This is a genomic window from Rothia sp. HMSC071B01, assembly GCF_001808945.1.
GTDB lineage: Bacteria > Actinomycetota > Actinomycetes > Actinomycetales > Micrococcaceae > Rothia.
Genome location: NZ_KV795071.1, coordinates 22,451 through 46,119 on the forward strand (window position 1 = coordinate 22,451; position 23,669 = coordinate 46,119).

General features: G+C 60.9%; 15 protein-coding genes. 8 read left to right on the forward strand and 7 right to left on the reverse strand.

Translation table 11 applies throughout. The features are described 5' to 3' along the window. Window positions 1-50: 50 nt before the first annotated feature. Together HMPREF2527_RS03655 and HMPREF2527_RS03660 are read left to right on the forward strand one after the other, a co-directional pair. Entirely contained in the window at window positions 51-2,651 is a 2,601-nt protein-coding gene (locus HMPREF2527_RS03655; RefSeq protein ID WP_070506431.1) for a DEAD/DEAH box helicase, read from the forward strand. A gap of 92 nt (window positions 2,652-2,743) precedes the next feature. Beyond that, window positions 2,744-4,195 (forward strand): alpha/beta fold hydrolase, encoded by a 1,452-nt coding sequence (locus HMPREF2527_RS03660; RefSeq protein WP_070506433.1) that lies wholly within the window; start codon window positions 2,744-2,746, stop codon window positions 4,193-4,195. Window positions 4,196-4,339: 144 nt separating this feature from the next. On the opposite strand, the gene HMPREF2527_RS03665 is transcribed toward HMPREF2527_RS03660, so the two are convergent. The 3 genes from HMPREF2527_RS03665 to uvrB form a co-directional block, all read right to left on the reverse strand. Next, window positions 4,340-5,545 carry a TerC family protein gene (locus HMPREF2527_RS03665; protein WP_070506435.1) on the reverse strand — a complete coding sequence of 402 codons (1,206 nt, stop codon included), beginning with the start codon at window positions 5,543-5,545 and terminating at the stop codon, window positions 4,340-4,342. A gap of 434 nt (window positions 5,546-5,979) precedes the next feature. Further along, complete coding sequence (locus HMPREF2527_RS03670) at window positions 5,980-6,759, reverse strand: ornithinee aminotransferase (RefSeq protein WP_246824763.1); 780 nt, start codon at window positions 6,757-6,759, stop codon at window positions 5,980-5,982. A gap of 165 nt (window positions 6,760-6,924) precedes the next feature. After that, window positions 6,925-9,093, reverse strand: a complete 2,169-nt coding sequence (gene uvrB / locus HMPREF2527_RS03675) for an excinuclease ABC subunit UvrB (RefSeq protein ID WP_070506440.1) — start codon at window positions 9,091-9,093, stop codon at window positions 6,925-6,927. A gap of 439 nt (window positions 9,094-9,532) precedes the next feature. Between uvrB and HMPREF2527_RS03680 the strand changes: the two genes are divergently transcribed. From HMPREF2527_RS03680 to HMPREF2527_RS03690, 3 genes are all read left to right on the forward strand, one after another. Further along, window positions 9,533-10,675: a FecCD family ABC transporter permease gene (locus tag HMPREF2527_RS03680; RefSeq protein WP_083294454.1), complete on the forward strand. Its 1,143-nt coding sequence runs from the start codon at window positions 9,533-9,535 to the stop codon at window positions 10,673-10,675. Continuing rightward, complete coding sequence (locus HMPREF2527_RS03685; RefSeq protein ID WP_012903626.1) at window positions 10,675-11,646, forward strand: ABC transporter ATP-binding protein; 972 nt, start codon at window positions 10,675-10,677, stop codon at window positions 11,644-11,646. Before HMPREF2527_RS03680 ends, HMPREF2527_RS03685 begins: the two co-directional genes overlap by 1 nt. A gap of 140 nt (window positions 11,647-11,786) precedes the next feature. Then, window positions 11,787-12,932, forward strand: coding sequence for an ABC transporter substrate-binding protein (locus HMPREF2527_RS03690; RefSeq protein WP_246824764.1), 1,146 nt, complete (start codon window positions 11,787-11,789; stop codon window positions 12,930-12,932). Window positions 12,933-13,114: 182 nt separating this feature from the next. On the opposite strand, the gene HMPREF2527_RS03695 is transcribed toward HMPREF2527_RS03690, so the two are convergent. After that, complete coding sequence (locus HMPREF2527_RS03695; RefSeq protein WP_070506442.1) at window positions 13,115-14,431, reverse strand: 2-oxoglutarate dehydrogenase; 1,317 nt, start codon at window positions 14,429-14,431, stop codon at window positions 13,115-13,117. 209 nt (window positions 14,432-14,640) lie between these two features. Continuing rightward, window positions 14,641-15,327 (reverse strand): IMPACT family protein, encoded by a 687-nt coding sequence (locus HMPREF2527_RS03700; RefSeq protein ID WP_005506219.1) that lies wholly within the window; start codon window positions 15,325-15,327, stop codon window positions 14,641-14,643. 58 nt (window positions 15,328-15,385) lie between these two features. Between HMPREF2527_RS03700 and coaE the strand changes: the two genes are divergently transcribed. Next, window positions 15,386-16,021: a dephospho-CoA kinase gene (coaE, locus tag HMPREF2527_RS03705; protein ID WP_070506445.1), complete on the forward strand. Its 636-nt coding sequence runs from the start codon at window positions 15,386-15,388 to the stop codon at window positions 16,019-16,021. A gap of 223 nt (window positions 16,022-16,244) precedes the next feature. Here coaE and rpsA read toward each other — a convergent pair whose 3' ends face one another. Further along, complete coding sequence (gene rpsA, locus HMPREF2527_RS03710; RefSeq protein ID WP_012903633.1) at window positions 16,245-17,699, reverse strand: 30S ribosomal protein S1; 1,455 nt, start codon at window positions 17,697-17,699, stop codon at window positions 16,245-16,247. 709 nt (window positions 17,700-18,408) lie between these two features. Continuing rightward, window positions 18,409-21,417, reverse strand: coding sequence for a DNA polymerase I (polA, locus tag HMPREF2527_RS03715; RefSeq protein WP_070506448.1), 3,009 nt, complete (start codon window positions 21,415-21,417; stop codon window positions 18,409-18,411). A gap of 444 nt (window positions 21,418-21,861) precedes the next feature. Here polA and HMPREF2527_RS03720 point away from each other — a divergent pair, with 444 nt between their 5' ends. Both HMPREF2527_RS03720 and HMPREF2527_RS03725 read left to right on the forward strand, forming a co-directional pair. Next, window positions 21,862-23,139 carry a dicarboxylate/amino acid:cation symporter gene (locus tag HMPREF2527_RS03720; RefSeq protein WP_070506450.1) on the forward strand — a complete coding sequence of 426 codons (1,278 nt, stop codon included), beginning with the start codon at window positions 21,862-21,864 and terminating at the stop codon, window positions 23,137-23,139. A gap of 160 nt (window positions 23,140-23,299) precedes the next feature. Continuing rightward, a partial coding sequence (locus HMPREF2527_RS03725; RefSeq protein WP_246824765.1) for a helix-turn-helix domain-containing protein occupies window positions 23,300-23,669 on the forward strand: 370 nt, incomplete at its 3' end.

A 23,669-nucleotide genomic window follows, 5' to 3' on the forward strand; every position in this document is an offset into this window, starting at 1 on the left:
TAACGATAACGCCCCCGCGCCCGCCCTATTCCCGATAGACTGGAATCCTCATGAGTATTTTGAATTTTCTTTCTCCCTCGCTGGGCGAGAACCCCGGCGACTACAATCGACGCGATTTCAAGGTCAACCCCCTCACCGCCGAAGAAATCTATGAATCCTTCACCGAGTGGATTTCGACCCGCGGCATGACCCTGTACCCCGCCCAGGACGAGGCCGTCCTGAGCATCGCCGCCGGCCATAACGTGGTGTTGGCAACCCCGACCGGTTCGGGTAAGTCCACTGTGGCTGTTGCCGCGCATTTTACGGGCCTGGCGACCGGTCAGCGTTCCTACTACACCGCCCCCATTAAGGCGCTGGTGTCTGAAAAGTTCTTTGACCTAATCAATATTTTTGGTGCCGAGAACGTGGGCATGATTACCGGCGACTCCGCCATCAACACGGAGGCGCCCATTATCTGCTGCACCGCGGAAATTCTCGCCAATATTGCCCTGCGCGAGGGTAAGGATGCGGACCTGTGCCAGGTCATTATGGACGAGTTCCACTTCTACTCCGACCCGCAGCGCGGCTGGGCGTGGCAGCTTCCCCTGCTGGAGCTTCCGCAGGCGCAGTTCCTGCTGATGAGCGCGACCCTGGGCGATACGACTCGCTTCCAGGAGGAGATGACGGCGCTGACCGGTCGTGAGAGTGACCTGGTGGCGCATTCTGAGCGTCCCATTCCGCTGCATTTCTACTACTCCACCACCCCGGTTCAGGAAACCGTGCAGGAGCTCGTGCAGACCAAGCAGACTCCGGTCTACATTGTGCACTTCTCGCAGAAGGCGGCACTGGAGCAGGCGAACGCCCTGCTCTCGGTGGCTATTGCCTCAAAGGAAGATAAGGAACGCATTGCAGAGCTGATTGCGAAGTTCCGTTTCGGTCCGGGCTTCGGTAAGGCGCTGAATAAGCTGGTGCGTGCCGGTATCGGTATTCACCACGCGGGCATGCTGCCCAAGTACCGCCGCCTCGTGGAGCAGCTGGCTCAGGAGGGTCTGCTCAAGGTGATTTGCGGTACCGACACCCTGGGTGTGGGTATTAATGTACCCATCCGTACCGTGCTGATTACGGCGCTGTCGAAGTTTGATGGTGCCCGCAGCCGCCGTCTGCGTGCCCGCGAGTTCCACCAGATTGCTGGACGCGCCGGCCGCGCCGGTTTTGATACCGCCGGCACCGTGGTGGTTCAGGCACCCGAGCACGATATTGAGAATGCTCGCCTGTTGGCTAAGGCTCAGGCGAAGTTCGGTGACGACACCAAGCGCATTAACCAGTCGCTGTCCTCCAAGCGTAAGAAGGCGCCGGAAGGCTTCGTTGGCTGGTCCGAGAAGACCTTCGACCAGCTGGTAGAAGCCGCCCCGGAGCCGCTGACTTCCTCCTTCGACATCACCCACTCGATGCTGCTGAACCTGATGCACCGCCCGGAGAACCCGGTCATTGCCGCGTACCGCATCATTCAGGAGAACCACGAGAGCCCTGCGCGCCGCCGCGAGCTGCTGCGCAAGGCAATTGGCATCTACAAGGAGCTGCTGACCGGCGGCGTGATTGAGCGAACCAACACCCCGGACGAGCACGGCTCCTACCTGCGCCTGACCGAGGACCTGCAGGATAACTTTGCCCTGAACCAGCCGCTGTCCGCTTTTGCGGTCGCCGCGCTGGAACTGCTCGACCCCGAATCCCCCAGCTACGCACTGGACGCGCTCTCCCTCATCGAGGCGACCCTGGAATCACCGAACCAGGTGCTGTACGCGCAGGAACGCAAGGCGAAGAACGAGCTGTCGGCACAGTTGAAGGCGGACGGTGTGGACTACACCGAACGCATGAACGAGCTGGACAAGGTCACCTACCCGCAGCCTCTGGCGGAGCTCATTGATCAGGCGTACACGACCTACAAGCAGTCCGCGCCGTGGGTTGCACGTTTTGAGCCGCGCCCCAAGTCGATCGTACGTGACATGTACGAACGCGCAATGGGCTTCAACGACTTCGTGCAGTACTACTCGCTCGAACGTGCCGAGGGTGTGCTTCTACGTTACCTCTCTGACGCGTACAAGGCGCTTCGCCACACCATCCCCGATTCTGCCGTGACCGACGAGCTCGACGACATTATCGAGTGGCTCGGCGAGCTGGTGCGCCAGACCGACTCCTCCCTGGTGGACGAGTGGGAGAAGCTGGCTGCCGGCGAAGACACCGCGACCATTGCAGCCGAGCACGCCTCCATCGAGGAGGAAGAACCTCCCGCCGTGACGAAGAACCTGCGCGCCTTCCGCGTGATGGTACGCAACGCCCTCTTCCGCCGTGTGGAGCTCTTCGCTGACGAGCGTGACCGCGCCCTGGGCGCCCTGGACGAGTGGTGCGGCTGGGATGCCGACCGCTGGGCGGACGCCATGGACGACTACTTCGACACCTACGATGACATCTACACGGACGCCGACGCGCGCTCGCCTCGCCTGGTCAGCATGGATGAGGACACCGCCGCTCACCCGGGCGTGTGGAAGGTTCAGCAGAGCTTCGCCGACCCCGAAGATAACTTTGACTTCGGTATTCGTGCCGAGGTTGATTTGGCGGCCTCCGATGAGGCAGGTTACCCGGTGCTGAAGATTCTGAGCGTGGGCGAGTTCTAAGGCTCCGATTGAGACTCGAATGAGACTCCGCCCGAGGCTCTGCCCAGATGTTGCCCATAGTGGGCTAGAATACAGAGTATCTATCTATTTGAATGAAAGAAGGTTCACCGTTGACCGTTTCTTCGCTTCCCAAGGTTGAGTACCGTAAGGGTTCGGTCGTCAAGCACGACGGCTACGAGATTACCGACCACTGGTTCCAGGTTCCCCTGACCCACGGTCTGATTTTCTCCAAGGGCAAGGATGCCGCTCTCTCCTCCCGTTTCGCGGACCAGACCATCACCGTGTTCGCCCGCGAGGTTGTGAGCACCAACGAGACTCTGACCGTTTCGGCTGATAAGCGTCCTTACATTGTGTACCTGCAGGGCGGCCCCGGTTTCGGTTCGCCGAAGACCGGCTCCATTGGCGGCTGGATTGCTGAGCTGGCGAAGACTCACCGCGTGATTCTTCTGGATCAGCGCGGTACCGGCATGTCTTCCCCGCTGTCTGCTCGCAACATCACCGCTGTGGGTGACCCGCAGGTTCAGGCTGAGTACACTGAGCTGTTCCGTGCGGACTCCATCATCGCTGACGCGGAGGCTGTCCGCGAGGTGCTGCTGGCTGACCGCGCCGATAAGCGCTGGTCCACCATTGGCCAGTCCTTCGGTGGCTTCCTGACCCTCTCGTACCTGTCCTTCGCTCCGCAGTCCCTGCGCGATTCGCGCATCACCGCGGGCCTGGCGCCGATTCGTACCTCGGTGGACAACGTCTACCAGCACACCTTCGACCGCATGAAGGAACGTGTTGAGGAGTACTACAGCTGGTTCCCCGAGGACGCTGAGCTCGCTACCCGCATTGCTGAGCACCTGCGCACCCACAAGGAGTACCTGCCCACCGGTGAGCGTCTGACCGATCACCGCTTCCAGATGGCCGGTCACTTCCTGGGTGGCCGCTGGCGCGAGCGCGGTCTGCACTACTTCCTGGAGACCGCTTTCGCTGAGGGTAACGACCACCTGTCCGATCAGTTCCTGACCGCTATGGGTGCCGAGGTGACCTTCCAGGCGAACCCGCTGTACGCCCTGATGCACGAGACCATTTACGCTGACGGCCCCGCTGACGGCGTTCTGCCCGGCATCCCCGGCTACGAGCTGTCCCCCTCCCCCGCGCCGACCAACTGGTCTGCTGCTCGCGTGGCGGCTTCCCGCCCCGAGTTCGCACCGGATGCGGATCGTCTGCTCTTCACCGGCGAGCACATCTTCCCCTGGTACTACGAGGAGGATCCTTCCCTGCGTCCGCTGGCTGAGGTTGCTAACCTGCTGGCTGAGAAGAAGGACTGGGGCCGCCTGTACGACCACGCACAGCTGCACAAGAACGAGGTTCCCGTGGTGGCTGCGGCGTACAACCCGGACGTGTACGTGGACTTTGAGCACTCCATGGAGACCGCTCGCTGGGTCGGTAACACTCAGGTGTGGACCTCGAAGACCCACCACCACGACGGTTTCGGTTCTGACCCGCTGACCATTCTGGGTCACCTGAAGAACATGCTGGCTGAGGTTCACAACCAGTAATTCTTCGCCGGGTAGTCATTCTGCCCCGGGTATATCCCCGAATATATTTTGATACAGCGAAAGCCCCTCACCCCGGTTGATCCGGTGTGAGGGGCTTTCGTGTGAGCGCTTAGCCTGGTGAGGCCGCAGGCTCAGTAACTCAAACTACTTCGAGGAGGAAGAATGCGCATCCTGTGCGGTGCGGGCACGCATCACGAGGGCGTGGTATTCGTCTTCCTTCTCGATCAGCTCGTCACGCAGCTTGGCGGGAATGGCGTTGAGCTTCTCGGTTTCCTTCTGCCAGCGGGCGGTGATGTCCGCACGCTCGGCGGCGGATGCATCCTCGGGCAGTGCCAGGTACTTCTCGGAGAGCGCCTGAACACGCTGAATGGTCTGCAGCGCGCGGCCCTTGGGGCTGAGCAGCGAGGCAAGCACGGTAATGATCAGGACGCCCACGATGACCATCAGCGACATTTCGGTGCTGATTTCGACCACGTGCACGGGCTCGCCGTGGTTGATGAACGGCAGGTTATTCTCGTGCATTGCGTGCAGGATGAGCTTCACACCAATGAACGCGAGGATGGTCGCCAGGCCGTAGGAGAGGTAGACGAGGCGGTCCAGCAGGCCGTCAATAAGGAAGTACAGCTGGCGCAGACCCATGAGGGAGAACGCGGTCGCGGTGAACACAATGTAGACGGACTGGGTGAGGCCGAAGATCGCGGGGATCGAGTCGAGCGCGAAGAGCAGGTCGGAACCAGCGATAGCGACCATGACGAGCATCATGGGGGTCATGACGCGCTTGCCGTTTTCGATGGTGAAGAGCTTGTCACCGTCGAAGTGGTCGCTGGTCTTCAGGTACTTCTTGGCGAGGCGGACCATGATGTTGTCGGCTTCGTCATCGCCGTCACCTTCGGTGATTTCGTCCTTGAGCAGGTTACCTGCGGTCATGAGCAGGACCAGGCCGAAGATGTAGAACACCCAAGCGAAGGAGTTGATGATCGCTGCGCCGGCGAAGATGAAGGAGCCGCGCGCCAGGATCGCGAAGACAATACCGAAGAGCAGAACCTTCTGCTGATTCTCACGGGCGACACGGAAGGTGCCCATAATAATCATGAAAACGAAGAGGTTATCGACCGAGAGAGCTTCTTCGGTGATGTAGCCTGCATAGAATTCGGTGGCGGCGGAGGGGCCGTTCGTCACGAAAATATACAGACCGAACAGCATCGCGATGCCGATGTAAATACTCGACCAGATGGCCGCTTCCTTGACGGAAGGTTCGTGCGCCTTACGAACGTGGAACACGAAGTCGAAGGCCAACAGACCCGCGATGATGAGAATAGTAACCAACCATTGCAACCCGGTAACTTCCATGGGGAGCCTTTCTTGTGGTGTGCGTACAGGACCACAAGTCTCTCCCGCCGACCTTAATGGAGGTCGGCTCGATTCACCGGTTAGGCGCCTTCGGCTAACGTGCTGACGATGAGTCGATTGGTGGGATACTCCCTTGCTCGGTGAACGATTATACAGCAGGTTGGGGTTTTCGCACAGGAGCCCCTCCGGGAGAACTTTCAGGAGCTAGGTGCACCGAAACGCCGCATCCGGCGGGGTTGACCTGTCGGATGCGGCGTTCTGCGTGACGAATACACGCTGTCTAGTTGGGGGTCTAGCTGGCGCCACTATTAGTTTGACAACATGTAGAGCGGCGTATTGCAGACCAGCACTACACAGATCAACACCGTGCAGCAAGCCCATACAAAAGTAGCCCTCCCCGTGAACTATTACGGGGAGGGCTACTTTTCATTCAGTTAGGAGACCATGTTGAAGGTCGGCGGGGTGAACGCAATCGCATTGACCTGCTTGTTCGTATCAAGCGTGCCGTTCTCCTGAATCGTCGGGACGGTAATAACCACCTCGAACTGGTACATGCCTTCCATGAGCGTATTGCCACGCAACGCAAAACGCGCGGAGATGCCGGTCGCTTTATCATTCACGCTCGACGCAAACGGAATAACCTGGCCCTGAACGGTCTGAGTCTTGCCGTTGCGGGTCATAACGGTTGCCTTGCCGGTCGGGTCAGTCGTGAAAATCTGGCGGTCAATGATTTTACCCTCGGGCGAGAAGAGGTAAATGTCCATGGACGGGTGCAGGTGCGTGGTGCCGGTCGTCGCCTCCAGGGCGGAGACGTTGTAGGTCATCACGAACTCACCGCAGTTCAGGTTGAGGTCGCCTTCGGGGCCGTGAGTCGCCTCGTACACGGACATGAGGCGGATCGTTGCGGGGTTCGGGGAGGTTGCATTCTCCATGGACCACCACGCCTGACCGGTCTCCGGCGCAGTCACGGGCTTGTTCTTGGTGCGCGACTGCAGGGCGCCACTGGCGGGATTGGTAATCATCCAGCCGCCGACCTGGGTGAAGTCCGGGCCGTGTACCGTCTTGCAATCATCAGCCGAAGCAGCGAATGCGGGCACCGTCGTGGAGGCGGCAATAGCGGGCACAGCCCAGAGCGCGCCGCGGGTGAGGTTGCGGCGGGTAACGGAACGAGCTCCCGTGGTGTGTGCGTCTGAAGAGTTATGAGAAATAGTCACAGATTTTTCTTTATCGTTCGGAAGCATCAAGGTTTTATTTGACACGTAAAACACCTTGATAGTGTACAGCATGTATCTGCACTCAGTAGAACTTCATGAACAATGAGTTACCTCATGGCGAAAAACCCACGTCGAACCCCTAAACGCCGGGCTAGAACACCGGGTTTAGGCGTGACCCGCCTCCTTCATCAGACGCAGCTCCTTCTTCAAATCGGCAAGCTCATCACGCAGACGCGCCGCCAACTCAAATTGCAGGTTCTCCGCCGCCACGCGCATCTGCTCGTTCATCTGCTCAATCAAATCCAGCAGGTCCTCGGCGGGTGCCGCCGCCAGGCCGTCGGCACGAACGCGCGCCTCCGCACGGGCGAGAAGCTCCTCCGACTCCGGGGTGCTCGTGGCAATCTTCGACGAGGTCGCAGAACCGGTCTTCGCACCCGCGCTCACCGTGCGGGCGCCCTTCTTACCGCTCTTACGCTGCTGCAGAAGCTCGCGGGTGTCCTCTTCCTCGCGGGCGAGCACATCCGTAATATCGGCAATCTTCTTACGCAGCGGCTGCGGGTCAATGCCGTGCTCACGGTTGTACGCCTGCTGAATCTCGCGGCGGCGGTTCGTCTCATCAATCGCCACGCGCATAGAATCCGTAATCTTATCGGCGTACATGTGCACCTGACCGGACACGTTACGCGCCGCACGACCAATCGTCTGAATCAGCGAAGTGGTCGAACGCAGGAAGCCTTCCTTATCGGCGTCCAGAATCGCAACCAGGGACACCTCGGGCAGGTCCAGGCCCTCACGCAGCAGGTTAATACCAACCAGCACGTCGAAGGTGCCCAGGCGCAGCTCACGCAGAAGCTCCACACGGCGCAACGTGTCAACGTCAGAGTGCAGGTACTGCACCTTCACACCGTGCTGCAACAGGTACTCGGTCAAATCCTCCGCCATGCGCTTGGTGAGGGTCGTGACCAGCACACGCTCATCACGCTCCACGCGCACGCGGATCTCCTCAAGCAAATCATCAATCTGACCCTTGGTCGGCTTGACCACAATCTCCGGGTCAATCAGGCCGGTCGGGCGAATAATCTGCTCCACATAACCATCAGCCTGCGACAGCTCGTACTTGCCGGGGGTCGCCGAGAGGTAAATCGTCTGACCGATACGCTCCAGGAACTCCTCCCACTTCAGCGGGCGGTTATCCATCGCCGACGGCAGACGGAAACCGTGCTCCACGAGGGTGCGCTTACGGGACATATCACCCTCATACATGGCGCCAATCTGCGGAACCGTCACGTGTGACTCGTCAATAATCAGCAGGAAATCATCCGGGAAATAATCCAGCAGACAGTTCGGAGCGCTACCGGGGGCACGACCGTCAATATGGCGCGAGTAGTTCTCAATGCCATTGCAGAAGCCCATCTGCTCCATCATTTCCAGGTCGTAAGTGGTGCGCATGCGCAGACGCTGCGCCTCCAGCAGCTTGCCCTGAGATTCGAGGGTCTGCAGGCGCTCGCGTAGCTCATCCTCAATGGAGGTAATGGCCTTCGCCATACGCTCGGCACCGGCGATGTAGTGGCTTGCGGGGAAGACATACATTTCTTCTTCCTCGCGAATCACCTCGCCGGTCAGCGGGTGCAGGGTGTAAATCGCCTCAATCTCATCGCCGAAGAACTCAATGCGGATCGCGTTCTCCTCGTACATGGGGATGATTTCGACGGTATCGCCGCGCACACGGAACGTGCCACGGTGAAAGTCCATATCGTTACGCGCGTACTGCATCGCCACGAACTGGCGCAACAGCTCGTCGCGGTCAACCTCCTCACCGCGACGCAAAGTCACCATCTGCTTAATGTATTCCTCGGGCGTGCCCAGACCGTAAATGCAGGACACTGTCGCAACCACCACCACGTCGCGGCGAGTCAGCAGGGAGTTCGTCGCCGAGTGGCGCAGACGCTCCACCTCCTCGTTGATGGAGGAGTCCTTCTCAATGAACGTATCGGTCTGCGGCACGTACGCCTCAGGCTGGTAGTAGTCGTAGTAGGAGACGAAATACTCCACCGCATTATTCGGCAGCAACTCACGCAGCTCATTCGCTAGCTGCGCCGCCAGGGTCTTGTTCTGCACGAGCACCAGAGTCGGACGCTGCACCGCCTCAATCAGCCAGGCTGCGGTCGCGGACTTACCGGTACCGGTAGCGCCCATCAGCACAATGTCCTTCTCACCGTTCTGCACACGCTCGGTGAGCTCGGCGATGGCCTTGGGCTGGTCGCCCGCGGGCTGGAAGGGGCTGACCACCTCAAAGGGGGCGACAATACGGTTAATCTCGGGTGCGTAACTCATGTATCCATCCTAGGGGAAAGCCGCCCCATACGCCCCAGAATTGGTCACCCTTTTCTACTGGCGCAATATAATCACGCGCAATAGTACAGACACGACAGGTAACAAGCCATCACCATGAAAGTGCCCAAGTTCATAAAAGAGGGGACGCAAAAGATAAGGGTCTTTCGACTGGTTCATCTGCGCTACCGGGCAGGAGGCGAGCGGGAGCATTTTCCCGCACGATGACGGTGCTCTTAGGAACAGCGCTCTTAGGGGCGGCCGCTCTCCCCCACAGCCGCCGCCACTCACGGGTGCCGCACCGCAGAAGATAAGCGGCAACACATAAAGACTTATGACGGGCGCTCCGCACCCGCACCCTTTGCCTCCTTGATGTGGCTCACATATGTTTAGAGCGCACACGCAGACAGAACGGGACCACAAGAGCGCACGGAAGGACTCCATGAGCACGACCACGGAGACAGCTTCACAGGCAACCCCGAACGAATCCACAGAAGCGAACCCGGAGGCGAACCCCACCGGCACACCGGCTGCCACCTTAGTTGCCAAAACCGAGCATCGCCGTACCCTCTTGGCGTCCTCGTACCCGCTGATTCTGCTCATCGCCCTCGCCATTCTGCTGGGCGTCACCTACCTCTCACTCATCACCGGCAGGTACCCGGTCGAACTGGACGAGCTCTTCCGCATCCTCGGCAAGAACTGGTTCGGCATGGATTTGAAGGTCTACAAGCCCGCCGAAAACATGCTGCTGACCGTGCGCATTCCGCGCCTGCTCGCCGCCGGGCTCATCGGTGCCGCCCTCGCCATTGCGGGCGCCACCTTCCAGGCAGTTTTCCGTAACCCGTTGGTTTCCCCCTACCTGCTGGGTGTTTCGCAGGGCGCGTCGGTGGGTGCCGCCTCCGCCATTCTGCTGGGTGTGGGCACGAGCCTCGCGATTCAGGGTTCCGCCCTCGCCGGTGGTCTCGCCGCCGTGCTGCTGACCGTGAGTATTCCTCACCTGTTGAAGAATCAGTCCACGCTCATGCTGGTGCTCTCGGGCGTGATTGTGGGTGGCTTCGGCACCGCCGCACTCGGTGCGTTGAAGTTCATTGCGAACCCCGAAACTCAGCTGGCGCAGATCGTGTTCTGGCAGATGGGCTCCCTGCAGGACGTACGCGCAGAAGCACTCACCCAGTTTGCGCTGGTGGCGGCGCCCTGCATCCTGCTGCTCTTGGCGATGCGTTGGCGCATCAATATCCTCTCGCTCGGTGACGATGAGGCGCGCACCCTCGGCATTAACCTGACTCGCACCCGCGGTATCACCATTCTGCTGGCAACCCTGGTGACCGCGACGAGCGTATGCATTGGCGGCCCGATTTCTTGGGTAGGTTTGGTCATTCCGCACCTGTGCCGCCTGCTGGTTGGTAGCGACACGACCAAGCTCATGCCGCTGTCCGTGCTGATGGGTGCTTCGTTCATGATGTTCGTCGATACCCTGGCGCGTAGCCTCACCAGCGCGGAGGTTCCTCTGAGCGTGCTGACCGGCTTCATTGGCACGCCCCTGTACGTGGCGCTACTGCTGTTTGGAAAGGTTCGGGTGAAGTAATGTCGTCTTCCACTCCCTATACTCAGCACCGCACGGATGCGAGCGCCGAGGTTCTGCTGCACCTGGACGATGCGGGCTTCCGTTACGGCCACCGGGGCGGGCACATCAAGCGCCGCCGAACGGATCACCGCGCTGGTCTGCACCGTTCCGGGCACCGCTTCAGCCGCTGGATTTTCCGCAACGTGAACCTGCAGGTGCGACGCGGTGAGGTCCTCGCCATTCTGGGTCGCAACGGTGTGGGTAAGTCCACCCTGTTGAACTGCCTGATTGGTTTAAATTCGCTCACCGAGGGCAGCATTCACCTGGGCGGTGAGCCGCTGGATTCTTTGACCGCGACTGAGCGTGCCCGCCGCATCGCCTACCTTCCGCAGATGGAGGGTCGCGGCATCTCCTACACCGTGACCGAGTACCTGCTGATGGGTCGCGCACCCTATATTGGGTTGTTCTCTTCACCCTCGCGCCGTGACCGTGAGCAGGTGCATACCGTGATGGAGGAGCTGGGGCTGCTCGACCTGGCGCACTCCCCGCTGGATGAGCTGTCCGGCGGTCAGCGTCAGCAGGTAGGTATTGCCCGAACCCTGGTGCAAGACGCCCCGCTCATCGTTCTGGACGAGCCGACGAGTGCACTGGACGTGGCGAATCAGGCGAAGGTGTTGCGCAAGATTCGGCAGCTGCGCGATGCCGGGTACGGGGTTATTTTTACGACCCACAATCCGGATCACGCGCTCCTGTTGGATGCGACCGTCGCCCTGCTTGGCGTACACGATATGCCCGATACCATGCCAAACGCAACGCCGCAGGTATCTGCACATGCGCCGGCTCAGCTGCTCACGGGCCGCGCCTCCAAGGTGCTCACCAGCGAGGTTCTCTCACGCACCTTCGCTACAGATTTGTCGGTGGTGTATTCACCACAGCTGGGTCGTTCCAGCGTGCACATGACGAGCCTCGATATGAGGCTCCACAGCTTTTAGTTTTCCGGTGGCGGTTTGAACCAGATACAGAAGATGCGGTAGAGGTGCCGCATCCGCTGTGGTGGCGCGCCCCTAGAGCGCCGCTTCCCCGAACCGCCTCCGGGTTATTCACCCACCCTGTCGACACAGAAAGACACATCATGAAGATTACGAAGTTCCACACCGGCATTGCCCTGACCACTTCCCTCCTGTTGGCTGCGCTGACCGGTTGCGGCGCAGCGAACACCGCCTCCTCCTCGGGTTCCGCATCGAGCTCAACCTCAGTCTCGACTTCGAGCAATTCCGCAAAGAAGCACACCAGCTTCTTCGTGAAGGATAACGGTGACGGCACCAAGGTCATTAAGGACATTGACGGCAAGGAGGTCACTGTCCCGACCAACCCCGAGCGCATCGCTGACCTGTGGCACGCAAACAACCAGGTGGTTCTGTTGCTCGGCGGCGCTGAGAAGCTGGTGTCCACCACGACTGCCGTGAAGTCTCTGGCGTGGTTTAAGCAGGTGTACCCCGGTATTGAGAAGGTTGACGCGCCGGTGAAGGGCACCGACGTGAACATGGAGCAGCTGCTTGCCGATAAGCCGGAGGTGCTACTCGCCTCCTCGAAGGATCAGATTGCGAAGGCTACTGAGGCAGGCATCCCGGCGGTGCACGTGGAATTCCAGAACTTCGCTGATTTGAAGCGCACCGTTGAGCTGACCGCCGAGGTCATCGGTACCGATGAGGCGATTGAGCGTGCCGAGAAGTACCTGGCATATCTGGAGAAGAACGAGAACCTCATCAAGGAGCGCCTGCAGGGTGTCACCGAGTCCCCGAAGGTGCTGCACATTGCGGGCGGTTCTGACCTGACGAAGGTGGACGGCTCAAACTCCCTAATTGGCGAATGGATGAAGCTTTCGGGCGCGAAGAACTCTCTGGACGGCGTGGAGAATCTGAAGAACATTTCTCTGGAGCAGATTATTGCCTCGCAGCCGGAGTACATCATCATTGGCGGCGCGGATGCACAGAAGGGCGTTGACGCGATCAAGGCTGACGCCGCGTGGGCTGACGTTCCGGCGGTGAAGAACGGCAAGATTGTTAAGAACCCGGTTGGCACCTTCAACTGGGACCGCTACTCGGCTGAGGAGGCTCTGCAGATTCTGTGGGCGGCGAAGCTGTTCCACCCCGAGAAGTTCTCCGACGTTGACCTGGTGAAGGAGACTCGCGAGTTCTACTCCACCTTCTACGGCTACCAGCTGACCGAGGATGAGGCGCAGCGCATCATCAATGGTCAGGGCCCCGCAGCTAACTAATCCGAAACTAGCTAATCCGGCGACTAACTCGCCTGGCGGTAGCTCACTTGGCGACCGGCTAGTTCGTTGAACACGTACCGCCCGGAACCGTGCTCACAGCATGGTTCCGGGCGGTATTTTATTGGTTTGTAGCCGTGGGGTGCCACTGTATTAGTCGAGTTCAGCGTTAGTTAACCGCAGCGTTAGCGCACCTCCACGGTGGCTCCGGCGAGGCTCATCAGCGCCCGGTTCGTCAGCGGAAGGTACCCGTTCAGGGCGCTCAAAATCAGCTGCATGGTGCGCTCTTCATCCTCCACGCTCAGCCCGCGCGGAATACCCACGCCGGGCACGCAGATACGCTGCTTGTACAGGTCAATCACGGCGCACACGGTGCGGTTCGGCACACCCAGCACGGGCAGCATGCCGCGGTGATTGACGGTGCGCAGGCCCTTACCGACCACGGCGGCGGTGCGAATATCCGGGCAGGCACTCCCCGCGAACCGGGAGGCACCCGCACTGTTCGCAAAAGCGGCAGGGTCGGGAATACTATTCGGCACCGCGCTCTTCTCGTTCAGCACAGACAGCAGCGGCTCCCCCACCGCGGCGGTGACCGCCACGTAGCGTACCTGCCGGTCCATGGCGTTGAGGAAGTCCAGTTCCGCGTACTCCTCCACGCGGTAGTTCTCGACCAGACCGGCTTCGCCCGACCCGGTTTCTTCCACGGTGCGGGTGATGACTTCTTCATCGTAGAAGCTTGCCACGCACACCTGCGGGGCGCCTCGCTCAATGCGGGCGCGGCACTGATAGTCGTCATCGAGCAGCCAGAGGGACAGCTCATAGCCGTCGGGTACATCGCGCACACCGGTCGCGAGCAACACTTCGCTGCCGTCCAGGGGGAACGGCTCCCAGCCTGCCGGTGCAAAAGCATTGAGGGCACCGTCCAGGGCGGGGTTGCAGGATCCGAGGCTCGGCGCCTGCTCAGCCGGGGTGAATGCCTCGGTGGCGGGCATGGCGATGGTGAGCCCGCGCATCCTGCCGGCGAGGCAGAGTTCAATCGCCATGAGCAGGTGGCCCGCACCTTCACGGCTCAGTGCTGGGCTCTGAACCATGTGCGCCACACCGGAGTTGTCCAGGCTGAGGTGTTCGCCAACTCCGCGGGCGGCGTTAGAGTAGCGGTTGTGCAGGCGCACCAGCTCGTCAATGGGCAGGGCGCGGCCCACAGTGCCGAACGCCTGGGCGATAGCGTGAACATGTTCGGGGAAGACGCGGCAGAGCCTGCCAAGCTGGCGGGCAAATTCTGCCGGACGCTGCGTGAGCACGCCCAACAGGGTGCCGAGGTTCTGCTGTCGGTAGGCGTTGAGCAGTTGGGCGACGGTGGCGGGTTCAAGCTGCTCGACGGTGCCCCTCGTGGGGAGGCGCGCTCCCTGGCGGTTGAGGGTTGCGGTGCCGCCGCGGCTGCCCGCGGACTGCTCTGATGAGTTTTTGCCTGCTTGTTCTCGGTAGGTTCCCGGCTGCGTCACGTTTTCACGACCTCAGATATTGGATAAGCCTTTTGGCACTCCTTCTACCCTAGCAACAAAAACAGTCAATTACTAGGGTTCAAGTAACTATTAACTAAGGTTGGACTATCTTTTAGATTTTGAGAGCTTTACGCAGGCGCTTTAGCCCGGAACCCTAGGAGGAATTCTGGGAGCGGAAATCAAAGACCGGGAATCTAGAGGCCGGTAACCTAGACCGGCAAATCCACCCACTGCGTGTCCCCCCAGGTCACGCTCGCCGCACCGGAACTCAAGCTCACCACCAGCTCCTCGGCACGCGCCAGCTCCTCCGGGCGGTCAAACACACCCAGGGAAATCGTGGCACCCTCCGCACCGTACTCAGTTCCCAGCACGTTCAGTCCGGCGGCACGGATCTCGTTCTCCAGGCGGCCAGCATCCGCGTGCGAACTGGGCACCTGACCCACGCGCAGACGCTCACGCGAATCGAATAGCGCGCCATCCAGGGTCTGCACCACCGAATCAGTGTAGGCACGCACCAGACCGCCCGCGCCGAGCTTAATGCCACCGAAATAGCGCACGACCACCGCAACCACATCCGACAGGTCGGTGGTGCCGTCCTCGCGGGTCTGACGCGCCAGCAGCGCCTGCATCATCGGCACACCGGCGGTACCGGCGGGCTCACCATCATCGGAGGAACGCTGAATATCGCGGTCAGCACCAATAATGAACGCTGAACACACGTGGCGGGCATCGTGGTAGGTCTTGCGCACTGACTCAATGTAGGCGCGCGCCTCCTCAACGGTGCTCACGCGTTTGATGTGACCAATAAATTCGCTACGCTTAATTTCGAGGAGGCTCTCATAGGGCTCATCGCCGCGCGGCACAAGGTATCGGTTGGCGCGAGTTTCTTCCTGCATGTGTCCTCCTCTAATCAGTACCTATCTATTGTGGCACAGCCCGTCAGGAGCACCGTCCATGTCCCAGCCTTCTTCCCCCGCTTCTACCACGCTGCGCCGTTACGCCCTCACCGGCGGTATCGGCAGTGGCAAGAGCACCATCGCCGCCCTCTTCGTGGAGCAGGGCGCATTCCTGGTGGATGCGGACGCCATCTCCCGCTCCCTCATGGAGCCCGGCGAGGCGGTGCTCGCCCGCACGGTCGCGGAGTTCGGCGAGCATCTGCTCGACGAGGACGGCCGCCTCAACCGCCCCGCCCTGGCGCGTATCGTGTTCAAAGATGAGCAGGCACGCCTGCGCCTGAACGCGATTGTGCATCCCGCTATTCGTGAGCGTGCCGCGCAACTGGTGGAGCAGGCGCAGGCCGAACCCGGGTTCAGCGGCGTGGTGCTGGAGGATATTCCCCTGCTCGTGGAGACCGGCGACCCGTCCGCCTTTGAGGGCGTGGTCGTGGTGCGTACTCCCCTGGCGACTCGCCTGCAGCGCCTCGTATCTTCGCGCGGCATGAGTGAGGAGGATGCACGCGCCCGCATCGCCGCGCAGGCAACCGACGAGCAGCGTGAGGCGGTCGCAACCTGGATTATCGATAACGGCGGCTCGCTGGAGGAAACCGCCGAGCAGGTGCGCGCCGTCTGGGAGCAGATGACCGCCGCCTAAGATCCTCCCCAGCAACACGGGGCACAGCAACAGCGGGCATAGCAACACCGGGCGCGTACTCCGGATCCCAACGCCCCCAACCCTGACTCACCTAAACCCCCAATAACGCAAAGAACCCCCTCACCTCCCAAACGGGAGATGAGGGGGTTCCTCTGCTCTAGGCACCCCACGCGGGGTTACCTATCGGCTATTACGCCTGATGAGTGCTCATCTGAGCGGCAGATTAGTTGCCGGTCAGCTTCTTGCGGAGCTCAGCCAGTGCCTCATCCGATGCGAGGGTACCTGCGGAAGCGGGCTCCTCGGAGGAGTAAGAGGTCGGTGCGGGCTCAGCTGCTGCGGGAGCTGCTGCTGCAGCCTCTGCGTCAGCCTCGAGAGCCTTAGCAACCTGAACCTTGTGAGCCTCGAAGCGAGCCTGTGCCTCTGCGTACTGTGCTTCCCAAGCCTCGCGCTGTGCGTCGAAGCCTTCCAGCCACTCGTTAGCCTCGGGGTCGAAGCCCTCGGGGTACTTGTAGTTGCCAGCCTCGTCGTACTCTGCAGCCATGCCGTACAGAGCGGGGTCAAACTCGGTAGCGTTGGGGTCAACGCCCTCGTTTGCCTGCTTGAGGGACAGGGAGATGCGGCGGCGGTCCATGTCGATGTCGATGATCTTAACGAAGACCTCTTCACCAACGGAGACGACCTGCTCAGCCAGGTCAACGTGGCGGGTTGCCAGCTCGGAGATGTGGACGAGGCCCTCGATGCCGTCCTCAACGCGCACGAATGCACCGAAGGGAACGAGCTTGGTGACCTTGCCGGGAACAATCTGGCCCAGAGCGTGGGTGCGAGCAAATGCCTGCCACGGGTCTTCCTGGGTTGCCTTGAGGGACAGGGACACGCGCTCGCGGTCCAGGTCCACCTCGAGAACCTCGACGGTAACGGGCTGGCCAACCTCGACAACCTCGGACGGGTGGTCGATGTGCTTCCAGGACAGCTCGGAAACGTGAACCAGACCGTCCACGCCACCCAGGTCCACGAATGCACCGAAGTTGACGATGGAGGAGACAACGCCCTCGCGGACCTGACCCTTCTCCAGCTCGTTGAGGAAGGAGGAGCGAACAGCGGACTGAGTCTCTTCCAGGTATGCACGGCGGGACAGAACAACGTTGTTGCGGTTCTTGTCCAGCTCGATGATCTTAGCTTCGATCTGCTGACCGATGTAGGGAGCGAGGTCGCGGACGCGGCGCATCTCAACGAGGGATGCGGGCAGGAAGCCACGCAGACCGATGTCGAGGATGAGGCCACCCTTGACAACCTCGATAACGGTACCGGTAACGACGCCGTCGTTTTCCTTGACCTTCTCGATGTCGCCCCATGCACGCTCGTACTGTGCGCGCTTCTTGGAGAGGATCAGGCGACCTTCCTTGTCCTCCTTGGTGAGGACGAGTGCCTCAACCTCGGAGCCGAGCTCGACAACCTCAGAGGGGTCGATGTCGTGCTTGATGGACAGCTCGCGGGAGGGGATGACGCCTTCGGTCTTGTAACCGATGTCGAGCAGAACCTCATCGTGGTCGATCTTAACGACCTGGCCGGAGACGAGATCGCCGTCGTTGAAGACCTTAATGGTCTGCTCGACAGCCTCGAGGAATGCCTGCTCGTCGCCGATGTCGTTGATTGCGACCTGAGGGATGTTGGTGCTCATGTAGTGAGGGCTCCAATTGGATTTCTAATAGGTCGACGCTGCCGGTTCACCGCTCAACACCCCCGGGTGGAGGCGCCGACCGGCTCACTGTTTCACCCCGGCGCGCACGGCATAGGACCGCTAACGCCTTTGAATGGGGTGAGGAAACGTCGAGCTGACGGATACTTACAATGTGTACCACCCACCGGAAGCAGATGCTTTTAGCAGGGTGTGCGAGCGGTCTGTGCCCGTTTTCTCCCCGTTTTCTTAAGGAGAAAAAAGAGCATAGAAAACCCGTACGTTGGTACACGCGATTAATAGTGTACGGGAATCCCGGGCGTGTCGTCAATGGTTACGCGCCCGGGATTCCCGTACTTATTTGCGGTTTTGAACTTGTGGTTTGCGGAGGGTACGGCGTTCGTCCTCGTTCCTACAGGGGCACCCGCCCTCGCTTCGCTTCGGGCACCCTGATGTCACTACGGACGACACCGCCCCTCCACGCGACGCGCCAAGCCTAGCCGGAGCGCAGGGTAGCTATACCCTCCGGAAGCGACATCAGGGTACCCTCTCGGGTGCTCTCCGCAGCGAAGCAAGGAGAGGGCGGAGCGCCCGAGAGGGTGGGTTCCCCTGCAGGAGCGGAGGAAGGGTATAGCGTACCCACCCACCCCTGCCTGTAGGAACGAGGACGATAACTGCCTTTCCGTGCGGAAATCAATACAAGGTAGTGAGCCTAGTGGCCCGCCTCCTGCCAGGACTTACCCCAGCCGACCTGCACATCCAGAGGAACACGCAGGGAGGCGGCACCGCTCATCTCCTCGACGAGCACGCGTTCGGCGGCTTCACGCTCACCGGTGGCGACTTCGAGGATGATTTCGTCGTGCACCTGCAGCAGCATGCGGGTCTTCAGGCCCTCTTCGCGCAGGCGGCGGTGAATGTTGATCATGGCGATCTTGATGATGTCCGCGGCGGTGCCCTGAATCGGGGCGTTGAGGGCGGCGCGTTCGGCGGCTTCTCGGCGTACACGGTTGGGCGAGTCCAGGTCGGGCAGCACGCGGCGGCGGCCGAAAATGGTTTCGGTGTAGCCGTCCTGGTGTGCCTGCTTGAGCACGCCGCGCAGGAAGCGTCCCACGCGTCCGAAGCGCTTGAAGTAGTTGGTGCGCAGTTCGCCCGCTTCGTCGGAGCTGATGTTCAGCTGCTTGGCGAGGCCGAAGCGGGACAGACCGTATGCCAGACCGTAGGACATGGCCTTGACCTTGGAGCGCTGCTCGGGGGTGACGTCCTCGGGGGCGACACCGAAGACCTCGGAGCCGACGTAACGGTGCAGGTCCTCCCCCGCCTCGTAGGCGGCGATGAGCTTCTCGTCGGCGGCCAGGTGCACCATGATGCGCATTTCGATCTGCGAGTAGTCGGCGGTGAGCAGACCCTCGTACTCCACGCCGTCGATGGGCTCGGGAGCCACGATGAAGGCACCGCGGATGCGGCGGCCCTCCTCGGTGCGAATCGGGATGTTCTGCAGGTTCGGCGCGGTCGAGGAGAGTCGACCGGTGGATGCGGCGCCCTGCTGGAAGGTGGTGTGCACGCGTCCGTCCTCGGTGGCGGCCTTCTGCAGGCCCTCGACGGTCTGGGCGAGCTTGATGTTGTCGCGGTAGGCGATGAGCGCACCAAGGAAGGCTGCGCCGTCGGATTCAGGCGAGATCTTGGAGAGCAGCTCGGTGACGGATTCGGCGTCGGTGGAGTAGCCGGACTTAATCTTGCGGGTGTGCGGCAGGCCAAGGGTCTCGAAGAGCACGGTCTGCAGCTGTTTGACGGAGGCGAGGTTGAGGGGTTCTTCGCCGTCCTCGGTGGCGACCTCCCCGCCGATGATGGCTCGGGCGGATTCCTGCGCCTGGTTGGCGCGTGCCGAGAAGGTGTCGTGCAGCTCGGTCAGGAGCGCATCGGAGACGGCGATGCCGGCCTGCTCCATGTCTGCGAGCACGTACAGTAGCGGCAGCTCGATTTCTTCGTAGACCTTCAGCTGGCCGTGCTCTTCCATTTCGTAGTGCAACAGGCGCGCAAGCTCGTGGATGATGCGGCTAATCTGCGTGAAGTAGCGCAGGTTCTCGACCGGTTCGGTTTCGCCGGGCAGGCTGAACAGGGAGGGTTCTTCGCGCGTCTCGGGCTGGAAGACCAGCTGCGCGTAGGGTTCCTTGGGAATCCACAGGTAGCGTTCGGCGAGGTCTTCCATGCGTTCGGAAAAGAGCTTGCGGGTTGCGGTGGGGATGAAGCCGCACATGTACGAGGACAGCGCGGGGTCCTCGACGGCGCCGGCGAGTTCGTAGCCGTAGGCGCGCAGGAGTTTGCGCTGAACCTTGAGGTCCATGACGATTTTGCGGGCTGCTTCGTCGGAGAGCCAGGCGGCGAGGGCGGCGTCGAGTTCCGGGTCGATGGTGCGGGTATCGATCCAGAGGCTGGTGCTCTTGCTGGTGAGGAGCACGCCGAGCAGTTCGGGGTTTTCTTCGGCGGCGCGGATCTTGGTTTTGGTGACCTTGACGGCGGGGGCATCGCCGATGGCGGGGCGCGCTACGGGCAGGTTGGTGACCGGGTAGAGGGTCACGGCGCCTTCGAGGCGTTCGGGTACAGCGATGGGCGCGCCCTGTTCGTCGGTGCCGTAGTTTTCTTCGGCTGCGGCGGAACAGAAGGCGCGGAATGCTGCTGCGTCTGCGTTTTTGGTGGGTGCGCTGGTATTGATGGGTGCGTAGACGGGGCCGGTGGGTGCCTTCTTGGGGGCGCCCTCCTCCCCTGCTTCTGCGGCGGAGCTAGTAGCGCCTGCGGATCCGGCGGCGCGCACGATGGGGCCGAGGGTGTCGGCGGCGCGCTTGCGGATGGTGCGGAACTCTACTTCGTCGAAGAAGGTGTTGAGTGCATCCAGGTCGGGGGTGAATGCGGTGTCTTCGAGGGTGACGTTCAGGTCGAGGTCGTTGACGAGCTGGTTGAGGCGACGGTTGCGCACCACGTTATCCACGTTCTCGCGCAGCGCCTCGCCCTTCTTGCCGCCAATCTTGTCGCGGTTGTCGAGCACACCCTGCAGGGAGCCGTATTCGCCGAGCCATTTGGCGGCGAAACCGGGGCCCACGCCGGGTACGCCGGGCAGGTTGTCCGCCTGTTCGCCGGTGAGGGCGGCGAGGTCGGGGTACATGTGCGGGGGTACTTTGGTTTTCTTTTCGACGGCGGCGGGGTCCATGCGCTGAATACCCTTGGAGGGGCCGGTGGTGACCGGGTAGAGCAGGGTGACGTCGTCGGTGACGAGCTGGAAGATGTCGCGGTCGCCGGAGAGGATGAGGACCTTGTAGCCGGCTTCGGTGCCGCGGCGGGTGAGGGTTGCGACGATGTCGTCGGCTTCGTAGTTTTCGTAGGTGAGCGCGGGGATGTTGAGCGCGCCGAGCATCTTTTTGATGAGGTCAATCTGGCCGTTGAAGGCTTCGGGGATGGCGTTGCGGCCGCCCTTGTATTCGCCGTATTCGGCGGTGCGGAAGGTGCCGCCGGGCAGGTCAAAGGCTACGGCGATGTGGCTGGGCTGGTTGTCTTTGATGATGCTCAGCAGGGTGGAGAGGAAGGCATGGACGGCTTCGGTGTGCTGGCCGTCGCTGCGCACGAAGATGTGCTGTCCGGTCTTTTCGGCCATGGTGTAGATGCCGAAGAAGGAGCGTAGGGCGAGGGAGTGTCCGTCAATGAGCAGGAGGGTTTTGTTCTCTGTAGTCACTCCTCTAGTGTATCGAGTCTGAGTTTTCTTGGTGGTTGGCTTCGTGACGGCTGGGTTCGGGGGGGGCTAGTTTCGGTGGCTACTGGTTAGCCCTGTGGGGAGGCGCCCGCGCTGTGTTGGGTGTCGGTGCTGTGTTGGGTGCCGGTGCTGTGCCATATAGCGGAATAACAGGGTGTGTGGAAAGAGTTTTACCTCATATGTAGGTGCCGGTGGGGGGGCGTTTGGTGAGTTTTCTCCCAAAAATTGTGCCCCAAGCCACTATGTGAGGTGGATAATAATACAGTTTCCAGATAATATATAACCTTATTATCGCCTCCAGCGTAGGAACCCCCACACCCCGTGTATTCATAGGCAGAACTCTACCCAGAATTCACCGGCAGGATCCACCGGACCGTGAGGGCACATCCCGCGCATAACACACAACGAACCCTCATTTAGGAAACTATGAAGGCACTCAAAAAACTACCCCTTCTCGTATGGATTCTCATCGCGATTGCATCGGGTGTACTCATCGGCTTGCTGACCCCCGGAATGATTAGCGGCATCAATGACGCAACAGGCGCAGCCATCCCCACCGACCTCATTGTGCAGCTCTTCGTCTCCTTCTCTACCGTATTCAGTGCCTTCCTGAGCTTCGCGATTCCGCTGATTATTATCGGTTTCATCGTGCCCGGCATTGGTTCCCTCGCGCAGGGTGCGGGCAAGATGCTCGGCATCACCGTGGGTCTGGCGTACATCTCCAGCATCCTTGCTGGCTTCCTGGCACTGACCTGCGCACTGCTGCTCTACCCCATCATCCTGAAGGGTCAGCAGCTCGCCTCCTTCGATAACCCCGAGAACGCCCTCTCCACCGGTTACGTTTCCATTCAGCTGACCCCGATTATGGGCGTGCTGAGCGCCCTGATTCTCTCCTTCATCCTGGGCCTGGGCATTACCGCTTTGAAGACCCGCGCAATGCTGAACCTCTTCGAGGACTTCCAGGTCATCGTTGAGAAGATGCTCAGCTACGTGATTATCCCCCTGCTGCCGGTGCACATTGTGGGCGTGTTCGCGAACATGACCCTCGCCGGTCAGGTGGCGAAGATCCTCTCCGTCTTCGGTCTTGTGTTCGTCATGGTGATTATTCTGCACTGGGTCACCCTGGCTCTGCAGTACTCGGTGGCTGGCGCGGTGTCTCGCCGTAGCCCCATCCAGATGCTCAAGACCATGATGCCCGCGTACTTCACCGCAATCGGCACCCAGTCTTCGGCTGCGACCATCCCGGTGACCGTGCGTTCTGCAAAGAAGGCTGGCATCTCTGCTCGCGTGGTGGACTTCGCGATTCCGTTGTGCGCAACCATTCACCTCTCCGGCTCCATGATCACCATTACCTCCTGCGCGGTGGCTGTGCTGTTCATGACCGGTAAGAGCCCCGATTTCGGTTCGCTGGTTCCCATGATTCTTGTGCTCGGCGTGATGATGGTTGCCGCTCCCGGCGTTCCCGGCGGTGGCGTGATGACCGCAATCGGTCTGCTGGAGTCCATGCTTGGCTTTGACTCCTCCATGATTGCCCTGATGATTGCTCTGTACCTGGCTCAGGATTCCTTCGGCACCGCGACCAACGTGACCGGTGACGCGACCATCGCAACCCTGACCGAACGCATCTCCAAGGCAATCGGAGCGAACCCCGATAAGGAAATCCGCGACGAGGACATCGAAAAGGCAGAAGCTATTTCCGCTTAGTCCTCTCCGCTTCCATAGCGTTTTTCAGCCCCGCCTCCTGAGTTTGAACTGCCTCCCGTTTCTTGGACACCAAAAATGAAGTCCAAGAAACGGGAGGCTTTTCATGTCCGTGCATCTGGGATTAAGGCATGACCGTTTGCTTCGGGAACAGGCAGCGCAAATGTTTGAGAAGGGACGTGGCTATCGTTTGACCGCCAGCAGGCTTGGTGTGTCCGCCGCGACTGTGAGAGAGTGGCAGAAAATGTACCGCGTAATCGGGAGGAGCGGGCTTCTTGCCATGGGAATAAAGCAGGCCAGATACGACTATGAGACCAAGGTTGCCGCAGCCAGGGCCGTGGTTGATGGTGGGATGAGTAAGCCTGAGGCGATGGCGCGTTTCGGTATTGCAAGCGTGACACCGTTGAAGCAGTGGTGCAGGCTGTACCGGCAGGGCGGCGCGCAGGCGCTTAAGCCTAAGCCTAAGGGCAGGCCGAAGGGGTCGGTGCGGGCGGTGCCACCAACGCGTGAGGAGGAACTCGAAGAGCGTGTGC

Excerpts from the sequence above, each read along its gene's own strand:
- HMPREF2527_RS03690 (WP_246824764.1), top strand. The coding sequence starts at position 11,787 with ATGAAGATTACGAAGTTCCACACCGGCATTGCCCTGACCACTTCCCTC.
- HMPREF2527_RS03685 (WP_012903626.1), top strand. The coding sequence starts at position 10,675 with ATGTCGTCTTCCACTCCCTATACTCAGCACCGCACGGATGCGAGCGCC.
- HMPREF2527_RS03700 (WP_005506219.1), bottom strand. The coding sequence starts at position 15,327 with ATGCAGGAAGAAACTCGCGCCAACCGATACCTTGTGCCGCGCGGCGAT.
- HMPREF2527_RS03665 (WP_070506435.1), bottom strand. The coding sequence starts at position 5,545 with ATGGAAGTTACCGGGTTGCAATGGTTGGTTACTATTCTCATCATCGCG.
- rpsA (WP_012903633.1), bottom strand. The coding sequence starts at position 17,699 with ATGAGCACCAACATCCCTCAGGTCGCAATCAACGACATCGGCGACGAG.
- HMPREF2527_RS03660 (WP_070506433.1), top strand. The coding sequence starts at position 2,744 with ATGAAAGAAGGTTCACCGTTGACCGTTTCTTCGCTTCCCAAGGTTGAG.
- HMPREF2527_RS03655 (WP_070506431.1), top strand. The coding sequence starts at position 51 with ATGAGTATTTTGAATTTTCTTTCTCCCTCGCTGGGCGAGAACCCCGGC.
- HMPREF2527_RS03720 (WP_070506450.1), top strand. The coding sequence starts at position 21,862 with ATGAAGGCACTCAAAAAACTACCCCTTCTCGTATGGATTCTCATCGCG.
- coaE (WP_070506445.1), top strand. The coding sequence starts at position 15,386 with ATGTCCCAGCCTTCTTCCCCCGCTTCTACCACGCTGCGCCGTTACGCC.
- uvrB (WP_070506440.1), bottom strand. The coding sequence starts at position 9,093 with ATGAGTTACGCACCCGAGATTAACCGTATTGTCGCCCCCTTTGAGGTG.
- HMPREF2527_RS03680 (WP_083294454.1), top strand. The coding sequence starts at position 9,533 with ATGAGCACGACCACGGAGACAGCTTCACAGGCAACCCCGAACGAATCC.